Genomic DNA, 25,033 nt, shown 5'->3' with positions numbered 1-25,033 from the left:
TACTATGATTTTTAATAAAGATACTGCCGAAAAAACAGCCGAATTGCTTTTGCAAATAAATGCAATTAAATTGAATCCCGAAAATCCTTTTACATGGGCTTCTGGTTGGAAATCGCCTATTTATTGTGATAATAGGTTAATTCTTTCATTTCCGAGCATCAGAAACTATGTTCGTGATGAATTTGCTAAAAATATCGAAAAACAATTTGGAAAACCTGATGTGATTGCTGGTGTTGCTACTGGAGCCATTGGAGTTGGAATTTTGGTTGCCGAAAGTTTAGGCCTTCCGTTCGTATATGTGCGTCCAGAGCCTAAAAAACACGGAAGACAAAACCAAGTGGAAGGTTTTTTGCAAAAAGGACAAAATGTTGTTGTGGTCGAAGATTTGATTAGTACTGGAAAAAGCAGTTTGATGGCTGTGGAAGCTTTAAGAAGCGAAGGTGCGAATATTAAAGGAATGGTCATGATTTTTACATACGGTTTTGGTGTTGCTGAAGAAAACTTTAAAGAAGCTAATTTGGATTTATTCACTTTGAGCAACTATGAAAACTTATTAGATTTAGCGGTTCAAAAACAATATATCACTGAAGACCAACAGTCTACTTTGTTAGAATGGAACGAAAGTCCTTCTACTTGGGGACAGGAATAGATTTTAGATTTTAGATTTTCTAAAAAATCGCTTTGCTTTTTTTATTGATTTAGCTTTGCGAACTTAGCGTTTTATAAAGTGATAGTATAGAAAAAAACTTGCGTTCTTTGCGTTAAAAAAACATTTGCGTTAAAAAAATAAACAAACACAAACAAATATGAACTTAGAAAGTCCAAAAGTTACTGTTCAGAAATCAGCTCAAGATTTATTTGATCAATTGACTGATGTTAAGAATTTTGAAAAATTAATGCCAGATAATATCGCTAAATTTGAAGTGACTGGCGAAGACGCTTTTATTTTTGGATTGAAAGGAATGCCTGAAATCAAATTGAAAATGAAAGAAAAAACAGCTCCAAACAAAATCGTTTTGGGTGCTGCAAGTGATAAACTTCCGTTTACATTGACTTCAAACATTGATACGATTTCTGATTCAGAAAGTGCTGTTCAATTGTTCTTTGAAGGCGAATTTAACGCTATGATGGCAATGATGGTTAAAGGCCCTATCAGTAAGTTTATCGAAACTTTAGCAAACAATATGAAAAAATTATAATTAATGATTAATTGTAAATTGTGAATTATAAATGAAAAGCCTGATTTAACGATCGGGCTTTTTTTATTATTGCTACGAAGGCACAAAGACACTAAGTTTTTATTTCTTCAATTGTTAGACGCACTGCAGTGCGTCTCTACAGAAAACCTTTGTCACTTTGTTTCTTTGTCACTTTACACCTCTCAATAAAGCATTTTAACTTCCTTAATCTCAAATTCTGCAACAGAATCATTTTCTAATAAAACTTGGAGTTTTCCAATTGGTGAAACACCTTGAATGATTCCCATAAAATCTTGGTTGTTTGTATCTCTAAATGCAGTTGGAATTCCCTTTTTAAACAATAAATTTAAATAATCATTCCAAAACTTCTCAGATGAAGTTTTCCATAATTGAACTTTCTCTTTTAATTTTTCGACGATTAAAACCGCTAATTTTTCTTTATCAAAAGGTTTTCCTGAAATTACAGAAATGGAAGAAGCTGTCGGCAGTTCGCTAAAATCGGTTTGGTTAACATTAATTCCGATTCCAACAACTGACACGATCCTGCCATCACTTTTTAAGGTATTTTCGATTAATATGCCAACCAACTTCTTATTGTATGACAGAATGTCGTTTGGCCATTTAATGCAAATATTAGGAATATTTAACGATTTTAAAACCTCTGCAACCGATAATGATACAAGCAGGCTTAAATTGAAAACTTCTTCATTATTAAAGAGAAAATCTTTAACCAAAACGCTCATAGTTAAGTTTTTACCAGCTTCTGTCTTCCATACTCCACCAACTTGTCCTTTTCCTTTTGTCTGATTTTCAGCTGTTACCGTTGTAAAATTCTCCAGTTCATCCTGACTTGATAAAGCCTTTAGAAAGTCATTTGTAGAATCTATGGCATCGAGTTTGATTAGTTTCATTAAATAATTTAAATAACTTAATTTAATATTTTGTTAAGGTTCAAAAATAATCACAAAATTTGGTAACTTTACAAATTCACATATAAAATAATTCATGGCGAAAAAGACGATTAATAATGATGTTCTACTGGCGAACATAATCAAAGGGATTGAAGAAGTAAAAGGAAATGATATCGATATTCTTGACTTAAGAGAAATAGATACAGCTGTATGCGATTATTTTGTAATCTGCAACGGTAGCTCAAACACCCAAGTTAACGCCATCGTAAACTCAATTCAAAAAACAGTATCAAAAGACTTAAAAGATAAGCCTTGGCACGTAGAAGGAACCGATAATGGAGAGTGGGTTTTAATGGATTATGTACACATTGTGGTTCATGTATTCCAAAAACACATTCGCGAATATTACAACATCGAAAGCCTTTGGGGCGATGCCAAAATAACTACAATCGAGAACAAATACTAAAGAAACTTTCACTAAATGGCTAAAGATAATAATCCAAATCCGAATAAATTTAAAATAAGTCCTTGGTTAATATATACCGCAATACTTTTAGTTTTTTTATTCATAAGTTTTGCCACAGGAGGATCAAGCTTAAGCGAACCTGCTCAATTAACTTCTTCTAAATTCAATACGCTTTTAGAAAAAGGTCAGATTGAAAAAGTTATTGTTTTCAATAAAGCTGAAGCTGATGTATATTTAAATGCTGCGGCTCTTAAAGACCCGGCAAACAAAAAAGTTGCTGAAGATATTTTCAAACAGCCTAACAAAGGACCTCATTATACTCTTGATCAAATTGGTAGCGACCAAATTTTTCAGACTAAATTAGAAAAAGCGGTTAGCGAGGGCAAACTAAAAGATTATAACTTCCTTCAGAAAAATAACTGGAGTGATATTTTAATCAGCTTACTTCCTATTATCATCATTGTTGGTGTATGGATTTTCATTATGCGTAAAATGTCTGGCGGAGGCGCTGGAGGTGGCGGACAGATTTTCAATATCGGGAAATCTAAAGCTAAATTGTTTGATGAAAAAACAGATATTAAAACAACTTTTAAAGATGTTGCAGGTTTAGAAGGCGCTAAAGAAGAAATTCAAGAAATTGTTGAATTCCTTAAAAACCCAGAAAAATACACGAATCTTGGAGGTAAAATCCCAAAAGGAGCTTTACTTGTAGGACCTCCTGGAACAGGTAAAACTTTATTAGCAAAAGCTGTTGCTGGTGAAGCTCAAGTACCTTTCTTCTCATTATCAGGTTCTGATTTCGTAGAAATGTTCGTTGGAGTTGGAGCTTCACGTGTTCGTGACCTATTCAAACAAGCAAAAGAAAAATCTCCTGCTATTATCTTCATCGACGAAATTGATGCTGTTGGTAGAGCGAGAGGAAAAAGCAATATGTCTGGCGGAAATGACGAAAGAGAAAATACTTTGAACCAATTACTAACAGAAATGGACGGTTTTGGAACAAATTCTAACGTAATCGTTTTGGCTGCAACAAATAGAGCTGACGTACTTGATAAAGCTTTAATGCGTGCAGGACGTTTTGACAGACAAATTTTTGTTGACTTACCAGACATTCGCGAAAGAGCTGAAATTTTTAAAGTTCACTTAGCTCCTATCAAAAAAGTTGAAGGTCTTGACTTAGATTTCTTAGCAAAACAAACTCCGGGTTTCTCTGGTGCTGATATTGCCAACGTTTGCAATGAAGCTGCTTTAATTGCTGCACGTAATAACAAACCAGCAGTAGACAGACAAGATTTCCTTGACGCTGTTGATAGAATTATCGGTGGTTTAGAAAAGAAAAACAAAATCATTACTCCAGAAGAGAAAAGAGCAATTGCGATTCACGAAGCGGGTCACGCGACTGTAAGCTGGATGTTAGAGCACGCTGCACCACTTATTAAAGTAACAATCGTTCCTCGAGGGCAAAGTTTAGGAGCTGCATGGTATTTGCCAGAAGAAAGACAAATCGTTAGAACAGATCAAATGTTAGACGAAATGTGCGCTACAATGGGCGGAAGAGCTGCTGAAAAAGTAACTTTTGACAGAATTTCAACTGGTGCTTTAAGTGATTTAGAAAAAGTTACACGTCAAGCTCGTGCAATGGTAACTATTTACGGATTGAACGATAAAATTGGAAACGTTACTTATTACGATTCAAGCGGACAAAGTGAATACAGTTTTTCTAAACCTTATTCTGACGAGACTGCAAAAATTATCGATGCTGAAATTTCAGAATTAATTGAAGGTCAATATCAAAGAGCAATTCAAATTTTAGAAGAAAACAAAGACAAACTGAATCAACTTGCTGATATTCTGATTGAAAAAGAAGTTATCTTTAAAGATGATTTAGAAAATATTTTCGGAAAACGTACTTTTGATAAAAATTTAGAAGAAGTAGTTTCATAAATAATTACGAAAAACGTAATAAATTTTTAAAATCTTAATTCAAAACACCCTTTTGAATTAAGATTTTTTTATCTTTGAACGTTTTCAATTAACATGTAAAGTATTTCATATAAAAAATGAATTTTTTCAAAAAAATATTTGGCTCAAGTGAAGCCGCTTCTGACGAAGAGCACGAAAGCGAATATGCAGGCACATCTGCACAGAACAGTCATTTATCTTTAGACGAGCAATTTATTTTCAATTTTAAAAAAAATGGAGGTAAATTCTTGTACTGTGAAAACACAGATGAAGTTTCTGAACAGTTTGAAAACATCTTAGAAGAGAATGATTGGTTTGAAAGTGAAGTTTTATGTTATGAACCAGCACTTTTTAGCTTATTAGAAGAAAACAAATTGTTTTATATTGCTCCAACTAAACCAAAATTTTTATTAGCCAGCTGCGAAAATCTTATAGCTGATGAAGGCTCTATCTTGTTTTCTTCGAAACAGATTAGACAAAATAAACCTAACGAATTACCAGCAAACATTGTTATTATTGCTACAACAAGCCAAATTTTGCCAATGAAAAGCGACGGATTGAGCGCTATAAAACGTAAATACGAAAGGGACTATCCTACTAACATTACTACCATAAAATATTTCGAAAAAGCCAAAGAAGAAGATTTTACACAATACGGAAGTGTTGCTAAAAACCTTTATTTATTGCTTTTAGAAGATCTTTAAGATGAACGAAACACTGAAGAGAACCATTTCTGGTGCTGTTTATATCGCTTTATTATTAGCTTCCATATTGTTTTCTACAGAAAGCTTCATCACTCTTTTTGGCGTTTTCTTAATTATTACGATATACGAATTTTCTAATATCGTAAACTTAAACAAAGTGTTTTCTATTCTTTTTGGAATTTTAGTTTATTCTACAACTATTCTCGTAAGTCATTATAACAAACAAACGAGCAAATTTCTAAATGAAACATTTAACTCCAATATTAGCTTAGAAACCAATATCAAACAATTGGATTTAGTGCTTCTTGCTATTACAATCGTGGTTTCAATAAAATGCATCATATTTCTGTTTTATGATTCTGTTCAGAAAATAAGTACGTCTTCAAAATACCTGTATTTATTAGGATATATTACGCTTCCATTTATTTTCATCGTTAAAATTTCTTTTGGAACAAATGATTATAATCCAAAGATTATTATTGGATTATTTGTGTTGATTTGGACGAATGATACTTTCGCTTATTTAGTTGGAAAATCCATGGGAAAACACAAACTGTTTGAACGCGTTTCTCCTAAAAAAACTATTGAAGGATTTCTTGGTGGTGTTGTTTTTGCAGCTTTTGCAGGTTTTTTAATTTCTAAATTATACATTCAGCCAAATCCTGAATTTAGTAGTAAATCAATTTTAATATGGACTATAATCGCTTTAATTGTTAGCGTTTTTGGAACTATTGGAGATTTAATAGAATCTAAATTTAAACGAATTGCCGGTATAAAAGACAGCGGTTCGATTATGCCAGGACACGGAGGTATTCTAGATCGATTAGATAGTGTTATATTTGTAGCACCAATTATATTTTTATTTTATCAAATTTTATATTATGTTTCATAAAGAAGGTGGCCCGTCTATTTTATTAGGTACTGTTTTTACAGTAGCTGTACTTTTAATTGCTGATAAATTCATCGATATTTCTTGGCTGAGAATGCTTGTTCAATTTGCAGCTCTTTTAATCTTGATTATTATCTTACAATTCTTTAGAAATCCGAAAAGAATTGCAATTAGAAACAGCGACCATATCCTTGCTCCTGTAGATGGAAAAGTGGTAGTTATTGAAGAAGTTTATGAAGGAGAATATTTTAAAGATAAACGCTTACAGGTTTCTATTTTTATGTCGCCAATCAATGTGCACGTAACACGTTACGCAATGGATGGTATTATTAAATTTAGCAAATATCACCCAGGAAAGTTTCTTGTAGCTTGGCACCCAAAAGCTAGTGAAGAAAACGAAAGAACTACAGTAGTTATCGAAAATGAAACTTTTGGAGCAATTTTATACAGACAAATCGCTGGCGCATTGGCGCGTAGAATTGTAAATTATGCTAAAGAAGGAATGCAAGTTGTTCAAGGAACAGATGCAGGTTTCATAAAATTTGGTTCAAGAGTAGATTTATTTTTACCTTTAGGTACACCGATTAATGTTGAGTTAAATCAGAAAGCAATTGGTGGAAAAACAATTATTGCGACAAAGGCATAAATGGCTGATAAAGATTTAGATATTCGCTTTGCTAAAGCTGTAGAAATTGCTATGACAATGACTCAGGCATCGCTGCCGCAAGATGTGCAGCTGAGATTGTATGCGTATTATAAACAAGCAACTTTTGGAACTGCCGTTTACAATCAATCTGAAAATTTCGATTTGAGAGACGCTTTTAAAACCAATGCTTGGATGCAGATAAGCCATATTTCTATTGATGAGGCCAAAGAAAATTACATTGAGATTATCAATTCATTAACATCAAAATAAATAACATTATGAAGAAAAACGTTGTTCTTTTTAGCACTTTAGCTTCATTTTTACTATTATTTTCCTGTAAAGAAGACAAGCTGGTCGAGGTTGTTGAAGTTCCGCTTCCAACTAAAGAAGAAAAAATATCTATTGGTTCTCCAAATGACGTTAAAGCCGATCCAGGTTCTTTTGAAATGACAAAACTGCCATTTAATTATGACGGTCTTGCTCCAGATATTAGAACTTTGACTTTAGAAACACATTATTCTAAACATTATTTATCTTACACAAATAATTTTAATAAGGAAATCGTTTCGACTGAGTTCGAAAACATGCCGATTGAAGATATTTTAAAAAAGATGGATTTGAATAATGCCAAACTTCGTCAGAATGCCGGCGGTTATTATAATCATACGCTTTATTTTAATATTTTGACTCCGAAAGAACAAACTCCTAAAGATACTTTAGCAGGTTCTATCAATAAAGAATTTGGTTCTTTTAATAATTTAACAAATCAATTTAAAGCACAATCTGAAAAGCAATTTGGTTCAGGTTGGGTTTGGCTTGTTGTAGATAGATACGGAAAATTACAAATTACAACAACTGAAAACCAAGATAATCCGTTGATGCGAAATGCTTTAATTCCGGGAACTCCAATTATGGGAATTGATCTTTGGGAACACGCTTATTATCTAGATTATCAAAATAGAAAAGGAAGTTATATTAATGCTTTCTACCAGCATATTAATTGGGAGAAAGTAAACGAATATTACGTCGAAGCCCTCAAAAAGGTTAAAAAAGTATAAAAGAAAAGCTGATACAATTTAAGTATCAGCTTTTTTTTATAACTTAATGGTAATTAGAAATCAAGAACATGAAAGATATTGCCAATCGTTTTATAGAAAATCCATTACTTTCTCCGTCAGATTTACCTCCTAGCAGAGAAGGCTTAGAAATTAGCTGTTTATTAAATCCTGGTGTGTTTCAATTTGAGGATAAAATCTGGCTTGCTGTGCGAGTTGCCGAAAGACCTAAGCAAAAAGGAAATATTATTTCGTTTCCAATTTTAACAAATACAGGATCTATTCAAATTATTGAAATCGCAAAAGATCATCCTGAACTTACAGCAACAGATGCCCGTGTAATTAATTATCAAGGTGTAGATTATTTAACAACTTTATCGCACATTAGATTATTATGCAGTGAAGACGGAAAACACTTTTACGAACCCGAAGGTTATCCACATTTGGTTGGCGAAGGAATTTTAGAAACTTTTGGAATTGAAGATTGCCGTGTATCTTTTATTGAAGGGAAATATTACCTGACATTTACTTCTGTTTCTGACAATGGTGTTGGCGTTGGTTTAAGAACTACAACAGACTGGAAAAACTTTGAAAAACACGGAATGATTTTTCCTGCTCACAACAAAGACTGTGCGATTTTCGAAGAAAAAATAAACGGATTATTTTACGCTTTACATCGCCCGAGCAGTGTAGATATTGGTGGTAATTATATTTGGATTGCTTCTTCTCCAGATGGCATTCATTGGGGAAATCATGAATGCCTTGTAAAAACTAGAAAAAATCTTTGGGATAGCAAAAGAGTTGGTGCTGGCGCTGCTCCGATAAAAACTGAAAAAGGCTGGCTTGAGATTTATCATGGCGCAAACGAAGCGCATCAATATTGTTTAGGCGCTTTTTTAATGGATTTAGAAAATCCTTCCAAAATAATTTCAAGAACTGAAGAACCTATAATGTTTCCAAAAACGGATTATGAATTAAGCGGATTTTTTGGAAATGTGGTTTTTACAAACGGTCACATTCTGGAACCTGACGGCGATACATTGACTATTTATTATGGCGCATCAGATGAATTTGTCTGCGGCGCTACCTTTTCAATTAAAGAAATTCTTTCGCTTTTAAAAGAAATATAAAAACAGAAAAGTGCTTAAATCTCATTAGATCTAAGCACTTTTCTGTTTTTTATTAAACTTAATTTACTTCGTAAATAAAAGATTCAGAAGGTTTTATTTTTACTCTTGCAGAACCTTCACCATTTTTAACGGTAAGATACGTTTTGCTATCTGAATATAATTTATCTACAAGTACGTAAGAACCGTCTTTTAGATTCCATTTTGAAATAATAGTCGAAGGAACTTTTAATTCAAATTCGCTTTCTTTTTCTGAAGAAAAATTTGCAATCACAATTAGTTTTTGTTTTTCTGACCAACGAACATAAGAATACAACAAAGCATCATACTCTTCATTATTTTGACGATTTGCTGATTGAATTTCTTCAAAATTTCCCATCAAAGCACTGCTATTTATGGTAAAATTCAGCAAACGTTTGTAAAAATCACGAAGCTGTTTTTCTGATTCAAACAATTGCCCTCCGTCAAACTTTCCATCGTTCATCCAACGCTGATGATTTGGAACTCCAATGTAATCAAAAATCGAAGTTCTTGAGCGTTTTCCAAAACCTGCATCTTCATTTCCTGCCTCTCCTACTTCTTGCCCAAAATAAATCATGGTTGGAGAAGTACTGATTGTTGCCGACACAACCATTAAAGGTTTTCCTCTTTCTGGAGTTCCCGCAAATTCTGGACTTGCCAAACGCTGTTCATCATGATTATCTAAGAAATGAAGCATATGATGTTCAATATCAGACATTCCTTTTTGGATATTTGTTAATTCGTCAGGAGAAGATTTGCCGCGAATAACATCTTTCAGTTTATCATAAGTTTCTACTTTATCATACAAATAATCCATTTTTCCTAAACGAATGTAATTTCGATATTCATTCGGATTATAAACTTCTGCCAATAGAAATGCTTTAGGATTTTTCATTTTGATTGAAGAATTCATGTAGCTCCAAAATTCATACGGAACCATTTCTGCCATATCATAACGAAATCCGTCAACCCCTTTTGCTGTCCAGTATAAAGCGATATCTCTAAATTTTTTCCATGAATTCGGCACATCTTTATCTTGCCAAAAAGCAAAATGTTCTTGATATGATTTTTGATCAAATCCCGCAGGAAGTTCAGGAAAATCCTTGGTTCCGTCAGGACGAACGCCATAATTTACTTTTACCGTTTCATACCAGTCATTTTGATCTGGTTTGAATTTTCTAGAACCATTTCCTGTCCATTTTGCGGGGTTTTCATCAAACTTCCCATCAATTAAAGGATTTTTTTCTCCATTTAAAGGATTATCGCCATCTGGAATTTCAAAATGTTCATTTGGAATGTAATAGAAATTATTATCTCTTTTGTATTCAATCGTTACATCATCATCTGCACCAAAATCTTTTACGCCTTCAGGATTTGATTTCCCTTCATATTTTCTAGCAATATGATTCGGAACAATGTCGATAATCACTTTTAAACCCGCGTTGTGCGTTCGTTTAATCAAAGCTTCAAATTCCTCCAAACGTTTTGCAGGATCAACCGCCAAATCTGGATTCACATTATAATAATCTTTTACTGCATAAGGCGAACCCGCACGTCCTTTTACTACTTCTGGATCGTCATTTGAGATTCCGTAAGCTGTATAATCATTTACCAAAGCATGATGTGGCACACCTGTATACCAAATGTAATTAACACCTAAATCTTTTATTTCGTGAAGTGCTTTATCTGTAAAATCATTAAATTTTCCAACTCCGTTTTCCTCAATTGTCCCCCAAGGTTTGTTATTGGTATTTTTATTTCCGAATAGGCGTGTAAAAACTTGATATACTACAATTTTCTTATCATTAGAATGATTTTCTTTTACTTCACTCATTTTTAAATCTTTTGTTTTGCATCCTGAAAACAGCATGGTTGTTGCGATTCCGACAGCAATAAACTTACTTTTTATCATATTTTTTTTAATCTAATCTTTTCTTTTAAAGGTTTTAGAAACGATACAAAATCGCAAAACCAACAACTAAATTTAGTTTATTTTTTAAAACTTAAAAGAAAGTTACTTTCATTTGTCTTCTTCAACTTCCAAAAACACCAACTACAACGTGAGAGTTCTTTAATTTGTTGATAAAATTGATGGGATTCAAAATGACAAAGACTCAAATAAATAAAGGCAATTTATACCTTCATAAATCCGAAGAATTTTAAATAAAAAACTTTGAACCGTTGTTGCTCTGACCTTTTGAACCTTAAAAAATAAACACATAAATTAATGCTAATAACAATATGAGGTTGTATCCTTTTTCATAAATTTGACAAAAATTTAATCAGTTGAAGAAATCACTCTTTTACATATTTTACGGTCTGCTTTTTTTAAGCATCCAATCTACATTTGCACAAGTAAAAGCTAAAGCTAAAACACAAGCACAAGGACAAAAAACTAAAGAAATAATTATAGAGAACTCGGACGATGTTCAAGTTAATGAAGCTTTGGTGCCAGGAGGAGTACTACTTAGCGGTAACGTAAAATTAATTCATGATGGCGTTACAATGACTTGTAATAAAGCCTATCTTTTTAAGAAAGAAAATTATTTAAAGGCTTTTGGAGATGTTCAACTAAATCAAGGAGATACTTTATTTCTAAACAGTAAATATGCCGAATATAACGGAAATTTCAAAAAAGCTTTTGCTACAGGAAATGCCGTTATGACTTCTCCAGATGCAACCCTGCAAACAGATACTATTAATTTTGATAGAAATGTTCAAGAAGCTTTTTACAATACAAAAGGTACAATTGTCAATAAAGATAATACTTTGGTAAGTAAATCTGGAAGATATTATGCTACAGAAAAGAAATTTCAGTTTTTAACCGAAGTTGTGATTACGAATCCAAAATATGTAATCAAATCGAATCATTTGGATTATTACAGTAATTCTGGACACACTTATTTACTTGGGCCTTCGACTATTACGAGTAAAGAAAATTACATTTATACAGAAAAAGGTTTTTACGATACAAAAAAGAATCTAGCGCATTTTCTCAGGAAATCATATATCAAATATGATGACAGACTAATAGAAGGCGATAGTTTATTTTATAATCGAAATACCGAATTTGCATCGGCAACGCGAAATGTAAAAATTACAGATTCTATCAATAAAGGAATTGTAAAAGGACATTATGCCGAGCTTTACAAGCTTAAAGATTCTATGTTTGTTACTAAAAGAGCCGTTGCCATTAATTTGGTTGAAAATGATTCGGTTTATATTCATGGTCAAAAACTTATGGTAACTGGAAAAGAAGGAGAAAGAATTTTGAGAGCTTATAAAAATGTTCGTTTTTTTAAAATCGATATGAGTGGCAAGTGTGATTCTATACATTCAGACTCCAAAACTGCATTAACAAAATTAATTGGAAAACCGATTCTTTGGAACGGAGAAAGCCAGATTACTGGAGATGTTATGCACTTAATTGGTGACAATCAGACCAGAAAAATTGACTCTTTAAAAGTTCTCAACAACACTTTTGTCATTTCTCGGGATACGCTCGGAACTGGTTTTAATCAGGTAAAAGGGCTGAATTTATTTGGAAAATTCCGAGATGGAAAACTTCACGATGTTGATGTTATTAAAAATACTGAAGTTGTGTATTTTATGAGAAATAATACCAACGAATTGATTGGAATCAACAAAAATGTCAGCAGTAAAATCAATATGATATTGGAAAATAATGCAATAGAAACAATTACGTTTTTCAATAAAGTTGATGGAGATATTTATCCAGAAGATGAATTGCCTGAAAATGCTCGAAAACTGCGCGGAATGGTTTGGCGTGCCGATGAAAGAATAAAATCTAAAGATGATATTTTTACTGCGGAGGACAATGAAATGAACGAAAAACTTATTAAACAAGGCAAAGAGGAAGAAGAAAAAGGTAAAAATGTTCCGATGAAAGTCAGGAAGGAAACTTTGAATTACGATAAAAAGAAACCTGCTGCAAAACCTGCTTCGAAAGAAACTCAAAAAAACAGCAAGTAGTATTTTTCAAACTCTAGAGAACCAACAAAGAATGAAAATATTTCCAACAAACAATTACTGTTTCAAATTGGTAGGAGAACCGACAGAATCTCTAGAACGTCTAAAAAGAAGAACATTAATTTCTGAAAGCTTAAGTTCTAAAATAACTGACAAATCCTTTATTGGAATTATTAGCGATAACAATTTCAGGTTAATTTCTTCAGAAATTGGAAGAGGCGCTTTTTGCGTTTTAACTGGGGAAATCATCAACAAAAGTGGAGTTGTTAAGATAGAAATCAATAAACCATTTCAAATTTTATCAGCTATATTATTGTGTTTGCCTATAGCTGGTTTTATTTTTCAGTTATTTAGTCAAGCTGTCCATTTATTTTTATTGTTTCTAATTGTAGCATTAGGCCAACTCTTAATAATCCGATTTTTATTTATCGGAATTGCTTTTAAAAGACTATCTAAAAACAGTTTAAATCGTTTAACTGACGTATTAGATATTGAATCACTTGAAAAAAAATAAGAACTGACAAAAATTTTAAAGATTATATAGAATTAACTTTAAAATCTCAAAACCTTATTACCTTTGCCATTTAGTACCTAAAAAATGAATCCAGATTTTATAAAATATCAAGCACAAACTTCTCCTTATCCATTGGGAATGGAGGTTTCTCATGCCATTGGTTCTTACATATACGACACAAACGATAAAAAATATTTAGATTTTGTTGCCGGAGTTTCGGCTTGTACTTTAGGGCATCAACACCCGAGAGTAAATCAAGCGATAAAAGATCAGCTAGACAAATATTCTCATGTAATGGTTTATGGTGAATATTCTCAAAGTCCAGCCGTTCAATATTGTAAATTAATGGCTTCGCTCCTTCCAGAATCTTTAAATAAAACCTATTTAGTAAATTCTGGAACTGAAGCAATTGAAGGTGCTTTAAAATTAGCCAAAAGAACTACGGGTCGCAGTCAACTGATTTCTTGCCATAATGCCTATCACGGAAACACAATGGGTTCTATGAGCGTTATGGGTTTTGAAGAAAGAAAACAAGCTTTTAGACCGCTGCTTCCAGATGTAGATTTCATTACTTTTAATAACGAAGAAGATCTACAAAAAATAACAACTAGAACAGCCGCGATTCTTTTAGAAACTATTCAAGGCGGAGCAGGTTTTATTCAGCCAGAAAACAATTTTCTTGAAAAAGTCCGTAAACGTTGCGATGAAGTTGGAGCTTTGATGATTGTTGATGAAATTCAGCCAGGATTTGGAAGAACAGGCAAACTATTTGGTTTTCAAAACTACGATGTTATTCCAGACATTGTTGTAATGGGAAAAGGAATGGGTGGCGGAATGCCAGTTGGTGCTTTTACAGCTTCTGCCGAGAAAATGGATCTTTTAACCGAAAATCCAAAATTAGGACATATTACTACTTTTGGTGGACACCCTGTCATTGCGTCAGCTTGTTTGGCTACTTTGCAAGAATTAACTGAAACAAATTTGATGTCGGAAACCTTAAATAAGGAAAAACTCTTCAGATCGCTTTTGGTACATCCTTTGATTACAGAAGTTAGAGGAAAAGGATTAATGCTGGCTGCCATGACAGAATCTGCGGAAATCACTAATGAAGTCATTTTAAATTGCCAAGATAAAGGATTGATCTTATTCTGGCTTTTATTTGAAGGTTGCGCAATTAGAATTACACCGCCTTTAACTATTTCAGAAAACGAAATTAGAGAAGGCTGCGCAATTATTTTGGAAGTTATGGATGAAATTTTAAAAAAGAGCAAAGCTTAAAAATTAAGCTTATACTTTTTAGACCAGAATTAAAAATTGACAAAACCGAAGCTAATCCCTTAATAATAAGAGAGATTTCTTCCAAAAACAGAATAAAAAACGCTATATATTGTTAATTAAATTGTTCAAAACAATTAATTTCTTATCCTTACAACAATTATATGGTTGCCTAAATTTATAGTAGGCTAATTTCAAAATAACGAAGTATGCAATTAAGCAACGAAGAAGAAGATTATAACCTATCCCTATCTAAATTTGAGTCTATGTTAAAAACTAACAAAGTACTCTTTTTTGATTCTGAAGAATTCGAAGAAATAATTCTTCATTATTTAGACATAGGTAAGGCTAATTTAGCAAAAAAGGCCTTAAAACTTGCGTTAGACCAGCACCCAAAATCTACGGGCTTAAAATTAGTACAAGTAGAAATGCTGGTTTATGACGACAAACTCGAGTTAGCAGAAAAGCTTTTGAATGAGTTATACGCAATTGAACCAAACAACGAGGAAATTTATATCCAAAAAGCCAATATTTGTTCCAAGAGAGATCAGCACGAAAAAGCAGTTGAATTACTAAAAATTGCTTTGCAGTATACTGATGATTATGCCGATGTGTACAACTTGATCGGAATGGAATATCTTTTTATGGATAATCTTGAATTGGCAAAAGAAAACTTCATTAAATGTCTTGAAGAAGATTTAGAAGACCAATCTGCTCTTTATAACGTCGTATATTGCTTTGAATTTTTAGATCAAAATCAAGAAGCGATTGTTTATCTGAACGAATATATCAACAGAAATCCTTACAGCGAAATCGCTTGGCATCAGCTTGGTCGCCTTCATTACGGTGTAAAGGAATATGAAAATGCAATTCGAGCATTTGATTATGCAACACTTATTGATGATGAATTTTTAGGTGCTTTTATGGAAAAAGCAAAAGCTTACGAACGCCTAAAAAAATACAACGAAGCGATTGAAAGCTATAACAGAACCATCGAATTAGACGATGCAACATCGTATGCGCTACTTCGAATTGGTAAATGTTATGAAAAGCTTGGAAACTTAGCAAAAGCTATTCAATATTACAACCAAACGGTTCATGAAGATCCGCTTTTAGATAAAGGCTGGATTGCGATTACTGATTTTCATCTTCGCCAGAAAAACTATCAGAAAGCATTGTTTTTTGTAAATAAAGCTTTAGCAATCGACAATCAAAATCGTTTGTATTGGAAAAGATACGCTACTATCAACAAACAAATGAACTTTTTTGAAGAAGCAGAATTTGGCTATAGAAAAGCGGTAGAATTTGGAGATTACGCACTTGATACTTGGTTGTTTTGGGTTGATATTCTTAAATTTTTAGGCGAATTCGAAAGTGCTATTCAGACTTTATTGCAGGCTACAGAATATTTTCCTGAAGAAAACGAAATCGAATATCGTTTAGCTGGATTGTATTTTATGATCCAAGATAACACAAAAGCTAAATTTCATTTAAGCAATGGTTTACGATTAAATTTTGATAACTATATCTTAATTGAAGATTTATTTCCTGTAGTTTGGTCAAGAAAAACAGTAAAAAATTATATAGAAAAACATAGAAAATAATAATGGTTGATATTTTATTAAGAAGACGTTTTGGATTATTAGGACGCAACATTAGCTACTCATTTTCAAAAGGTTATTTTACAGAAAAATTTGACAATGAAGTTTTTGCTGGTAACAGCTACGAAAATTTTGATATTTCTGAAATTAACTATTTTACAGAATTGATTAAAAACAATCCTGATTTAAAAGGATTAAATGTAACTATTCCATATAAAGAACAAGTAATTCCATTCTTAGATAAACTATCAAAAAAAGCAACTTTAATTGGTGCTGTTAACACTATAAAATTTACCAAAAACGGAAAATTAAAAGGATACAACACTGATTATTACGGATTTAAAAAATCTTTAGAACCATTATTAGAGCCTCACCATAAAAAAGCCCTTATTTTAGGAACTGGTGGCGCTTCTAAAGGTGTTGCTTTCGCGTTAGACGAATTAAATATTCCGTATACATTTGTTTCCAGAGAAGCAAAAGAAAACATAATTGATTATGATTTGATTAATGCTACAACATTTGACAACTTTCAAATCATAATTAACTGTACACCAGTTGGAACAAGTCCAAACGTTGATGCTTGTCCAAACTTGCCTTATGAGTTCTTTACAGAAAAACATATTGCTTACGATTTAATTTATAATCCGGCTGAAACTACTTTTCTAAAAAAAGCAAAAGAAAAAGGTGCGGTTATAAAAAATGGTCTTGACATGCTTATTTTTCAAGCCGAAAAAGCTTGGAAAATCTGGAATAAATAAAATCATACCCAAAAAAATAGAATGTTAACGTATTTTTTGTATTTTTAAATCACTTATAAACAAGTGGTTATGAAGAAAATACAATTACTTAGCATTCTATTTTTTTTATTTCACAATCTACTTCAGGCACAAGAAAATGATACTTTGCAAAGTCCTTTTTCTGAGCCTCGTTATCATTATTTTCTTAAAACAATTATTTTCTTTGACGAATATTTAGATACTGACAACGGATCATTTAATACTACACAAGTTCGAGTTTTATTACCGATCGGCAACAAAGCCTGGAACTTACGTTTCGATCTTCCTTTAATTTCGGCAAATACCAACTCAATAAATAAAACAGCTATTGGAGATGTCGGCATGGGAATTAGTTATATTCCGTACATGCGAAATAGCAACGGAATAGCCTTAAGAACAAGGGTTTATGCAAACACCGCTGCAGATCCTAATTTTGGCACAGGAAAATGGGTTGTAATGCCCGCGGTTGTTTACGGAAAATATTTTTCAGAAAAAAAGTTTCTCTGGCTCTCTACTTTAGAATATCAAGGCAGTTTTGCGGGAGAAAATGATCGAAATGATATAAGTGTTACACTTTTTGAAAATGTTTTGCTTCACTTTTTTGGAAAGAACTGGGTTGCCGGCGATGTTGCTTTTCGTTATAATTCAACTTTAGACGCTTTTCAAAATAATGCCTTTGTTGAATTTGGTCGAAAAATTACTCCAAATAATTTAGTTTACATTCACCCAAGTGCTGGTTTCGGAGCAAATAGAACTTATAATTTTGGAATTGAAATGGGTGTTTTAATCCTTTTCTAAAAAATAAATAGTTCCCTACAAAATTGAATTTATTAAAGTAGAATCTAAAAAAAGATAATTATTCTGAATTTAAAGATACTTTAAACATTATATCAAAACATTTCCAACACAATACTTAATTAATGCAAAGAATAGGAATTTCATGGTAAAATAGCGCATAAACAAGCGATTTATTTTGTAGTTAGAAACACCTTTACTATCTTTCGCATTGTAAAATAAAAACCTTATACATTTTAAAGATGTTAGAAGAAAAGAATGATAACCTGCAAGAAGCAGACGGAAAAGATGGAATCGAAATAAACGATTCTGCAACAAATGATGCAATTGAGATATCTGAGTCTGAAGCTCCAGTTGAAAACTCAGCTTCAGAAGTTGAAAATGATGAAAATATTCATCAGGAAGCTTTAGATGTAATTACAAATTCGAATGCAGAAGAAAGTGAAGACGAAACTTTGAAGGAGCGTCACGATATTCCTATGCAAGATTATAACACTTTTTCTCTAGACGCACTTGTCGATGAGCTAAAAAAAATGGTCAATCTAGACAAAATAATGTCTGTAAAAGATCATATCGAAGAAATCAAAAAGGCCTTTTTACTACAATATCACCATCTTCTAGAGGAGAAAAAAGAAGAATTTTTAGCTTCAAATCCTGATCCGAGCGAAGAATTTGAGTATCATTTACCTCTGAAACTAAAATTTGATGAATATTACAATATTTTCAGAGAAAAAAGAAATGCTCATTTTAAACATTTACAGACTAATTTAAAATCAAATTTAGAGAATCGTCTGGCAATTGTTGAAGAATTAAAAGAGTTAATTAATCCACAGGAAAATATCAAAGACACTCTTAAGCATTTTAATGAATTAAGAGAAAGATGGAAAAATGCAGGTGCAATTCCAAAAGACAAATACAATCACGTTTGGAATAATTATCATTTTCATGTTGAAAATTTCTATGATTATCTTCATTTAGACCGTGAAGCAAGAGATTTAGATTTTAAACATAATCTGGAGTTAAAACAAAAGATTATCGCTCGCGTTGAAGAATTGGTTAACGATGCAGATGTAAACAAATCTTTCCGCGAACTGCAAGATTTACACAGAATCTGGAAAGAAGAAATTGGTCCAGTTTCTAAAGAACATCGTGATGTAATCTGGAATCAATTTAGTGAATTAACTAAAAAAATTCATGACAAAAGAGAAGTTTTGTTTGAAAGCCAAAGAGCTAACGAACAACAAAATCTTGAAGTTAAAAAAGAAATTATTTCTAAAATTGAAGCTCTAGGAACAGAAAAAGTAAATTCTCACTCGCAATGGCTTGTGCAAATTCAAAAAGTAGAAGCGTTGCGAAATGAGTTTTTCGCAGCAGGAAAAGTGCCATCAGAAGTAAATGAAGAAACTTGGGCGGCTTTTAAAACTGCAGTAAGAAACTTCAACGCATTCAAAAATTCGTTCTATAAAGACATTAAGAAAGATCAAAACGATAATTTAAATAAAAAAATGGCTCTTGTTGCAAAGGCAAAAGACCTTCAAGAAAGTACAGATTTCGCTTCTACAACTCCTATAATGAAACAAATTCAGGAAGAATGGAAGCAAATTGGTCACGTTCCGAAAAAATATTCAGACAAAATCTGGAAAGAATTTAAAGATGCTTGCAATCATTATTTTGACAAATTAAAAGAACACAAATCTGAAGAAAACGTTGAAGAAGTTGCAGCTTTTGACAATAAAAAAGCTTATTTAGATACTTTAAGAGCCTTCCAACTAACTGGAGATCATAAAACTGATTTAGATGCTATAAAAGCTCATATTGAAACTTGGAAAGGATTTGGAAAAGTTCCTTTTTCAAGAAGACATATTGAAGGCAAATTCAATAAAATTTTAGATGCACTTTTTGAAAAACTAAGTTTAAGCAAAAAAGAATCTGAAATGATGCGTTTTGCAAACCGAATTGATTCTTTATCAGATAGTAACGATACGCGCAAGCTAGATAATGAAAAAATCTTCATTATGCGTAAAATTGAAGAAGTTCAAAATGAGATTTTCCAATTAGAAAATAACATCCAATTCTTTACAAACACTAAGAATGCAAAAAAAGAGAATTCTATTGTAACTGAAGTTCGAAAAAACATCGCAATTCATAAAGAAAGTCTCGAAGTTTGGAAAGATAAATTGAAACAACTTCGAAACTTAGGACAAGAATAAAAACTGCTCATATTTTACCGCAAAGAGCACCAAGATTTACGCAAAGTTCGCAAAGTTTATAAAAGCTTTGCGAACTTTGTTTTTTTTCTTTGCGCTCTTTGCGTTAAAAACACAATCCAACTTTCTATAAAAGACCTAAAACTTAACATTCTCATTAAATTTCATAAAACTATTCTGCAAAATATTGATTATATTTGAGTTACAGCTATTAATAAGCAGTCAAACAAATAACATTTAACATCAATTTTTAAATTAAAAGAATATGAAATTTACAAGAAAAGCGCATGCCAACTGGAAAGGAACTGGTATGGAAGGAACAGGAACAATAAGCACTCAAAGCACTACTCTAGATAACGCACAACTTTCTTTTAAAACAAGATTTGCAGACGGAGTTGGAACAAATCCAGAAGAATTAATTGCTGCAGCTCATTCAGGCTGTTTTACGATGCAATTAAGTTTTCTGCTTAACGAAGGAGGTTTTACAGCAGATGATTTAACTACAGAAGCTACAGTAACTTTTGAAGATGGCTCGATTACTTTAATCCATTTAGATTTAAAAGGTAAAGTTCCTTCAATATCAGCAGAAGAATTCGAAAAAACTGCTACAAAAGCAAAAGAGATCTGCCCTATTTCTAAATTATTAAATACGACAATAACATTATCGGCAACCTTGCTTTAAAAATCTTATTTAAACATAAAAAAAACCATCCCGTAAAAACGGGATGGTTTTTTTTTAAATATAGAAAACTAAAAATTAGTTCATTGTAGCTTTTAAAGCTTTTGCCTCAGCTGTCATTTCTAACGCTTTGTAAACTCCCAATAATGTTTTAGCAACATCCTCATTCTTAGGATCTAATTCATTTGCTTTTTTAAGGTAAGGAATCACTCCTCTAAAAACACCTTCTCTTTGCGCCTTTAAAACATCGTAACGTTTCATATCTTTAGCAGAAGTACCCAATTTATTCATCTCGTCGATAATTGGTTTCTCAGCTTCTAATTTCAAAGCAGCAAGATTTAAATAAGCATTTGCATAATTAGGATTAATTTCAATTGCTTTCAAATAATATTTTTCAGCATCAGCATTGTTTTTTGCACCAGCACTGATAACACCTAAATTAAATACTAAATCTGCATTATTTGGATCTTTTTCTAAAGCTTCACCAACTAATTTTTTGTATGTCTCAAAGTCTTTAGATTCTAGATATAAATTAGCTTCTGTTAAAATTAATGAAGTATCTTCTGGATTTGCTTTTCTTGCATCAGCGATAGCTTTTTTAGCATCCTCAGTACGCCCTTTTTGAACTAAGATTAAAGCTAAATTTTTGTAAATTTCACCTCTTTTAGAAGGAATAGCTTCTGTTTTTGGTTTTTCGTGAGTTCCTAATTTTATAGCTAAATCTCTATCTTTTGCGCTGCTAAAGTTATCTTCATTTCCACTTGCTTTATTTGTAGCAAGGAATAAAGTTCCTTTTCCAGAATAGTTTAATTTTTTTAACTCTTCGTACATTGGCAATGCAAGATCAAAATCTTGTGAATTAACAGCTGTAGAAGCAGCGTAGTATAAGTTAATCGTATCTTTTTTGTCTAACTCATAAGCATCGTACAATTTTTTTGCACCTTCTTTATGTTTGTTTGCTTGAGTATCAGCAATTGCAGAATTAATCAACAACCCTTTAATGTTAGTGATAGAAGTTGCTGCATCTGTAGAATATTTTTGTTTTCCTGATGCTTTTTCAACCTCGATTAACTTTTTATAACTTTCAGCTGCTAAAGATAAGTTTTTACTTTCGTCAATTTTTTTGTTAGCAAGATCTAAATAAGCATTTCCTTTTACAAAATAAAACTGAGCCTGCTCTGTATCTTTTGCATTTGCAACAAGGCTTTCTGCGCCAGTCAAAATTGTAACCGCTCCTTGAGCATCTCCACTTTTTAAAGCTTTTTCAGCACTTTTAATTTGATCTTTTTGAGCAAATGTAGCCACAGAGATCAATAATGCAGAAGCAAGTATTACATATTTACTTTTCATAATGATATTTGTTTGTATTTAATTTTTATTCAATTTAATATTATTCCTCAGATTCTTCGTCGTCGCCTTCAGCTTCGTCTTCTTCTTCTATTTCCTCATCGTCTGAGTCATCTTCTTCTTCAACAGTTCCGTCATCTTCAAGAACTTCTAAATCAGGTTTAACTCTTTCAATTACAGATTCGATTACATTGCCATCTTCATCTACAACTTGTTCTGGTTCATCTTCTTTCATTACAGTTGTTACCGCAGCAATAGAATCTTTTCCTTTAAGATTAATCAACCTAACGCCTTGAGTTGCACGTCCCATAACACGTAAATCTTCAATTGCCATACGGATTGTTAATCCAGATTTATTAATAATCATTAAGTCATCTGCATCAGTTACCATATTAATGGAAATCAACTTACCTGTTTTTTCAGTAATATTAAGCGTTTTCACACCTTTACCTCCACGGTTTGTAATTCTATAAACATCTTCTCCATCTTCGTCAACTAATTTGGTACGTTTTCCGTATCCATTTTCAGTTACAACTAAAATTTGAGATTCAGCAATATCATTTTTATCAACAGTTACCATTCCGATTACTTCGTCAGTTTCATCTTTTAAAGTAATTCCACGAACACCAGAAGCAGTTCTTCCCATCGGACGTGTTTTAGTTTCTTCAAAACGAACTAATTTACCAGACTTCACAGCCATAATAATCTGACTTTCTCCATTTGTCAATTGTGCACCAATTAACTCATCACCTTCTTTAATAGTAATAGCGGCTACACCATTTGCTCTTGGTTTAGAATATTTCTCTAAAGAAGTTTTCTTAACCTGACCTTGTTTTGTTACCATTACAAGGTTGTGCGTATTGATGTAATCTTTATCTTTTAGATCTTGCGTACAAATGAAAGCTTTTACTTTATCATCACTTTCAATATTTACCAAGTTTTGGATTGCTCTACCTTTTGCTGTTTTGCTTCCTTCTGGAATTTCGTAAACACGCATCCAGAAACATTTTCCTTTTTGCGTAAAGAACATCATGTATTGGTGATTTGTTGCTACGAACATATGCTCCAAGAAATCTTGATCTCTTGTTCCAGCACTTTTCTGTCCAACTCCACCTCTATTTTGAGTTTTGTATTCAGATAAGTTTGTACGTTTGATATAACCAGCATGTGAAATTGTAATAACCACACTTTCGTCAGCAATTAAATCTTCTATACTTACATCTCCACCAGAATATTCGATTTGAGAACGACGTTCGTCACCATATTTATCACGAATTTCTGTAAGCTCTTCTTTAATCAAATCAATTCTTAAATTAATGTCTGCTAATAAAGCTTTTAAATGCTCGATTAACTTCATTAATTCCTCAAATTCAGCTCTTAATTTATCTTGTTCCAGACCTGTTAACTGACGTAAACGCATCTCAACAATTGCACGAGCTTGAATATCTGATAATTTAAATCTTTCGATTAACTTTTCTCTTGCTTCATCAGTATTCTTAGACCCTCTAATTAACGCAATAACTTCATCAATATTATCAGAAGCAATGATTAATCCCTCTAAAATATGAGCTCTTTCTTCCGCTTTGCGTAATTCAAATTGTGTTCTTCTTACTACTACATCATGACGGTGCTCAATAAAATAATGAATCATATCTTTCAGATTCAATAATTGAGGACGTCCTTTAACTAATGCAATATTATTTACACTAAAAGAAGATTGTAATTGAGTATACTTATATAAGGTATTTAAAACTACGTTTGGCGTAGCATCACGTTTTAAGATATAAACGATACGCATACCGCTTCTATCCGATTCATCACGGATATTGGCAATACCTTCAATTTTTTTCTCGTTAACTAAATCAGCCGTACGTTTAATCATTTCGGCCTTATTAACTTGATAAGGAATTTCAGTAACAATGATGCATTCTCTTCCGTCAACTTCTTCAAAACCAACTTTTGCACGCATTACAATACGTCCTCTACCAGTTTTAAAAGCTTCACGAACACCTTCATAACCATATATCACACCTCCAGTTGGAAAATCTGGTGCTTTAATATGAGTCATCAATTCATCAATTTCAATATCATTATTATCTAAGTACGCCAAAGTACCATTGATAACCTCAGTTAAATTGTGCGGCGGCATATTAGTTGCCATACCAACTGCAATACCTGTTGCTCCGTTTACTAATAAAGTTGGAACTTTTGTAGGCATTACTTTTGGTTCGTATAATGTATCGTCAAAGTTTAATTGAAAATCAACTGTCTCTTTTTCGATATCTGCCATAATTTCCTCAGAAATTTTACGCATTCTAGCCTCAGTATAACGCATTGCTGCTGGACTATCACCATCTACAGAACCAAAGTTACCCTGCCCGTCAACCAATAAATATCGCATACTCCACTCCTGAGCCATACGAACCATCGCGTCATACACAGAAGTATCTCCATGTGGGTGGTACTTACCCAGAACCTCCCCTACAATTCTTGCAGATTTTTTGTGGGCAGATCTAGAAGTTACACCTAAATCATACATTCCATAGAGAACTCTTCGATGCACTGGTTTCAAGCCATCTCTAACATCAGGAAGTGCTCTTGATACAATTACCGACATCGAATAATCGATGTAAGCTGACTTCATTTCATCTTCAATGTTAATGGGAATTAACTTTTCTCCTTCAGACATAAGTTGTTATGTTTAAATAATTATATTAGTTTCAAAGCGTGCCAAGATACGTTTTTTTAAAATTTTTTCAGCTATTTCCTTACACTTATTTAAATGATTTATTAACAACTTTAATTTCGCTTTTAGTTAATAAATTAAGCGTTTTTTAACGCTTTTATTGCCTTTTTTTTCGTCTATTAG

General features: G+C 32.4%; 22 protein-coding genes. 18 read left to right on the top strand and 4 right to left on the bottom strand.

Features of this window, described 5'->3' with window-relative positions; translation table 11 throughout:
• The first annotated feature begins 4 nt into the window (after nt 1–4).
• Both pyrE and NYQ10_RS12655 read left to right on the top strand, forming a co-directional pair.
• The gene (gene pyrE / locus NYQ10_RS12660; RefSeq protein WP_289876692.1) at nt 5–649 is read left to right on the top strand and encodes an orotate phosphoribosyltransferase; all 645 of its coding nucleotides are present in this window, start codon (nt 5–7) and stop codon (nt 647–649) included.
• Nucleotides 650–806: 157 nt separating this feature from the next.
• Nucleotides 807–1,199: an SRPBCC family protein gene (locus NYQ10_RS12655; RefSeq protein WP_289876691.1), complete on the top strand. Its 393-nt coding sequence runs from the start codon at nt 807–809 to the stop codon at nt 1,197–1,199.
• 182 nt (nt 1,200–1,381) lie between these two features.
• Here NYQ10_RS12655 and NYQ10_RS12650 read toward each other — a convergent pair whose 3' ends face one another.
• Nucleotides 1,382–2,110 carry a biotin--[acetyl-CoA-carboxylase] ligase gene (locus tag NYQ10_RS12650; protein WP_289876690.1) on the bottom strand — a complete coding sequence of 243 codons (729 nt, stop codon included), beginning with the start codon at nt 2,108–2,110 and terminating at the stop codon, nt 1,382–1,384.
• 94 nt (nt 2,111–2,204) lie between these two features.
• Here NYQ10_RS12650 and rsfS point away from each other — a divergent pair, with 94 nt between their 5' ends.
• The 8 genes from rsfS (at nt 2,205) to NYQ10_RS12610 (ending at nt 8,962) form a co-directional block, all read left to right on the top strand.
• Nucleotides 2,205–2,576, top strand: a complete 372-nt coding sequence (gene rsfS / locus NYQ10_RS12645; RefSeq protein WP_115886694.1) for a ribosome silencing factor — start codon at nt 2,205–2,207, stop codon at nt 2,574–2,576.
• Nucleotides 2,577–2,591: 15 nt separating this feature from the next.
• On the top strand, nt 2,592–4,520 hold the full coding sequence (ftsH, locus tag NYQ10_RS12640; RefSeq protein WP_289876689.1) for an ATP-dependent zinc metalloprotease FtsH: 1,929 nt from the start codon (nt 2,592–2,594) through the stop codon (nt 4,518–4,520).
• A gap of 116 nt (nt 4,521–4,636) precedes the next feature.
• Entirely contained in the window at nt 4,637–5,242 is a 606-nt protein-coding gene (locus NYQ10_RS12635) for a lactate utilization protein B/C (RefSeq protein WP_289876688.1), read from the top strand.
• Nucleotide 5,243: 1 nt separating this feature from the next.
• Entirely contained in the window at nt 5,244–6,134 is an 891-nt protein-coding gene (locus tag NYQ10_RS12630; protein WP_289876687.1) for a phosphatidate cytidylyltransferase, read from the top strand.
• Nucleotides 6,124–6,777 carry a phosphatidylserine decarboxylase family protein gene (locus tag NYQ10_RS12625; RefSeq protein ID WP_289876686.1) on the top strand — a complete coding sequence of 218 codons (654 nt, stop codon included), beginning with the start codon at nt 6,124–6,126 and terminating at the stop codon, nt 6,775–6,777. The genes NYQ10_RS12630 and NYQ10_RS12625 overlap by 11 nt, the downstream gene beginning before the upstream one ends.
• Nucleotides 6,778–7,047, top strand: coding sequence for an acyl-CoA-binding protein (locus NYQ10_RS12620; RefSeq protein WP_276174259.1), 270 nt, complete (start codon nt 6,778–6,780; stop codon nt 7,045–7,047).
• Between the two features lie 8 nt (nt 7,048–7,055).
• Nucleotides 7,056–7,835 (top strand): superoxide dismutase, encoded by a 780-nt coding sequence (locus NYQ10_RS12615; protein WP_276174260.1) that lies wholly within the window; start codon nt 7,056–7,058, stop codon nt 7,833–7,835.
• 68 nt (nt 7,836–7,903) lie between these two features.
• Nucleotides 7,904–8,962 (top strand): glycoside hydrolase family 130 protein, encoded by a 1,059-nt coding sequence (locus NYQ10_RS12610; protein WP_289876685.1) that lies wholly within the window; start codon nt 7,904–7,906, stop codon nt 8,960–8,962.
• A gap of 58 nt (nt 8,963–9,020) precedes the next feature.
• On the opposite strand, the gene NYQ10_RS12605 is transcribed toward NYQ10_RS12610, so the two are convergent.
• The gene (locus NYQ10_RS12605) at nt 9,021–10,892 is read right to left on the bottom strand and encodes an alpha-amylase family protein (RefSeq protein ID WP_289876684.1); all 1,872 of its coding nucleotides are present in this window, start codon (nt 10,890–10,892) and stop codon (nt 9,021–9,023) included.
• Between the two features lie 374 nt (nt 10,893–11,266).
• On the opposite strand from NYQ10_RS12605, the gene NYQ10_RS12600 reads away from it, so the two are divergent.
• From NYQ10_RS12600 to NYQ10_RS12565, 8 genes are all read left to right on the top strand, one after another.
• Entirely contained in the window at nt 11,267–12,973 is a 1,707-nt protein-coding gene (locus NYQ10_RS12600; protein WP_289876683.1) for an OstA-like protein, read from the top strand.
• Nucleotides 12,974–13,004: 31 nt separating this feature from the next.
• The gene (locus NYQ10_RS12595; protein WP_289876682.1) at nt 13,005–13,484 is read left to right on the top strand and encodes a hypothetical protein; all 480 of its coding nucleotides are present in this window, start codon (nt 13,005–13,007) and stop codon (nt 13,482–13,484) included.
• A gap of 84 nt (nt 13,485–13,568) precedes the next feature.
• Complete coding sequence (locus NYQ10_RS12590; RefSeq protein ID WP_289876681.1) at nt 13,569–14,762, top strand: aspartate aminotransferase family protein; 1,194 nt, start codon at nt 13,569–13,571, stop codon at nt 14,760–14,762.
• Nucleotides 14,763–14,968: 206 nt separating this feature from the next.
• On the top strand, nt 14,969–16,363 hold the full coding sequence (locus tag NYQ10_RS12585; RefSeq protein ID WP_276174265.1) for a tetratricopeptide repeat protein: 1,395 nt from the start codon (nt 14,969–14,971) through the stop codon (nt 16,361–16,363).
• 2 nt (nt 16,364–16,365) lie between these two features.
• Complete coding sequence (locus NYQ10_RS12580; RefSeq protein WP_289876680.1) at nt 16,366–17,118, top strand: shikimate dehydrogenase family protein; 753 nt, start codon at nt 16,366–16,368, stop codon at nt 17,116–17,118.
• A gap of 69 nt (nt 17,119–17,187) precedes the next feature.
• Nucleotides 17,188–17,934 carry a lipid A phosphoethanolamine transferase gene (locus NYQ10_RS12575; RefSeq protein ID WP_289876679.1) on the top strand — a complete coding sequence of 249 codons (747 nt, stop codon included), beginning with the start codon at nt 17,188–17,190 and terminating at the stop codon, nt 17,932–17,934.
• A gap of 239 nt (nt 17,935–18,173) precedes the next feature.
• Nucleotides 18,174–20,141, top strand: coding sequence for a DUF349 domain-containing protein (locus NYQ10_RS12570; protein ID WP_289876678.1), 1,968 nt, complete (start codon nt 18,174–18,176; stop codon nt 20,139–20,141).
• Between the two features lie 262 nt (nt 20,142–20,403).
• On the top strand, nt 20,404–20,820 hold the full coding sequence (locus NYQ10_RS12565; protein WP_276174269.1) for an OsmC family protein: 417 nt from the start codon (nt 20,404–20,406) through the stop codon (nt 20,818–20,820).
• A 75-nt stretch (nt 20,821–20,895) separates the two neighbouring features.
• Here NYQ10_RS12565 and NYQ10_RS12560 read toward each other — a convergent pair whose 3' ends face one another.
• The gene (locus NYQ10_RS12560; protein WP_289876677.1) at nt 20,896–22,167 is read right to left on the bottom strand and encodes a tetratricopeptide repeat protein; all 1,272 of its coding nucleotides are present in this window, start codon (nt 22,165–22,167) and stop codon (nt 20,896–20,898) included.
• A 40-nt stretch (nt 22,168–22,207) separates the two neighbouring features.
• A complete protein-coding gene (gene gyrA, locus NYQ10_RS12555) occupies nt 22,208–24,853 on the bottom strand; it encodes a DNA gyrase subunit A (protein WP_289876676.1) in 2,646 nt (881 codons plus the stop codon).
• Nucleotides 24,854–25,033 lie beyond the last annotated feature (180 nt).

The organism is Flavobacterium johnsoniae (genome assembly GCF_030388325.1).
Classification (GTDB): Bacteria; Bacteroidota; Bacteroidia; order Flavobacteriales; family Flavobacteriaceae; genus Flavobacterium; species Flavobacterium johnsoniae_C.
Note: the sequence above shows the minus strand (reverse complement) of the source record. Positions and strands in the feature narration are given on the sequence as shown.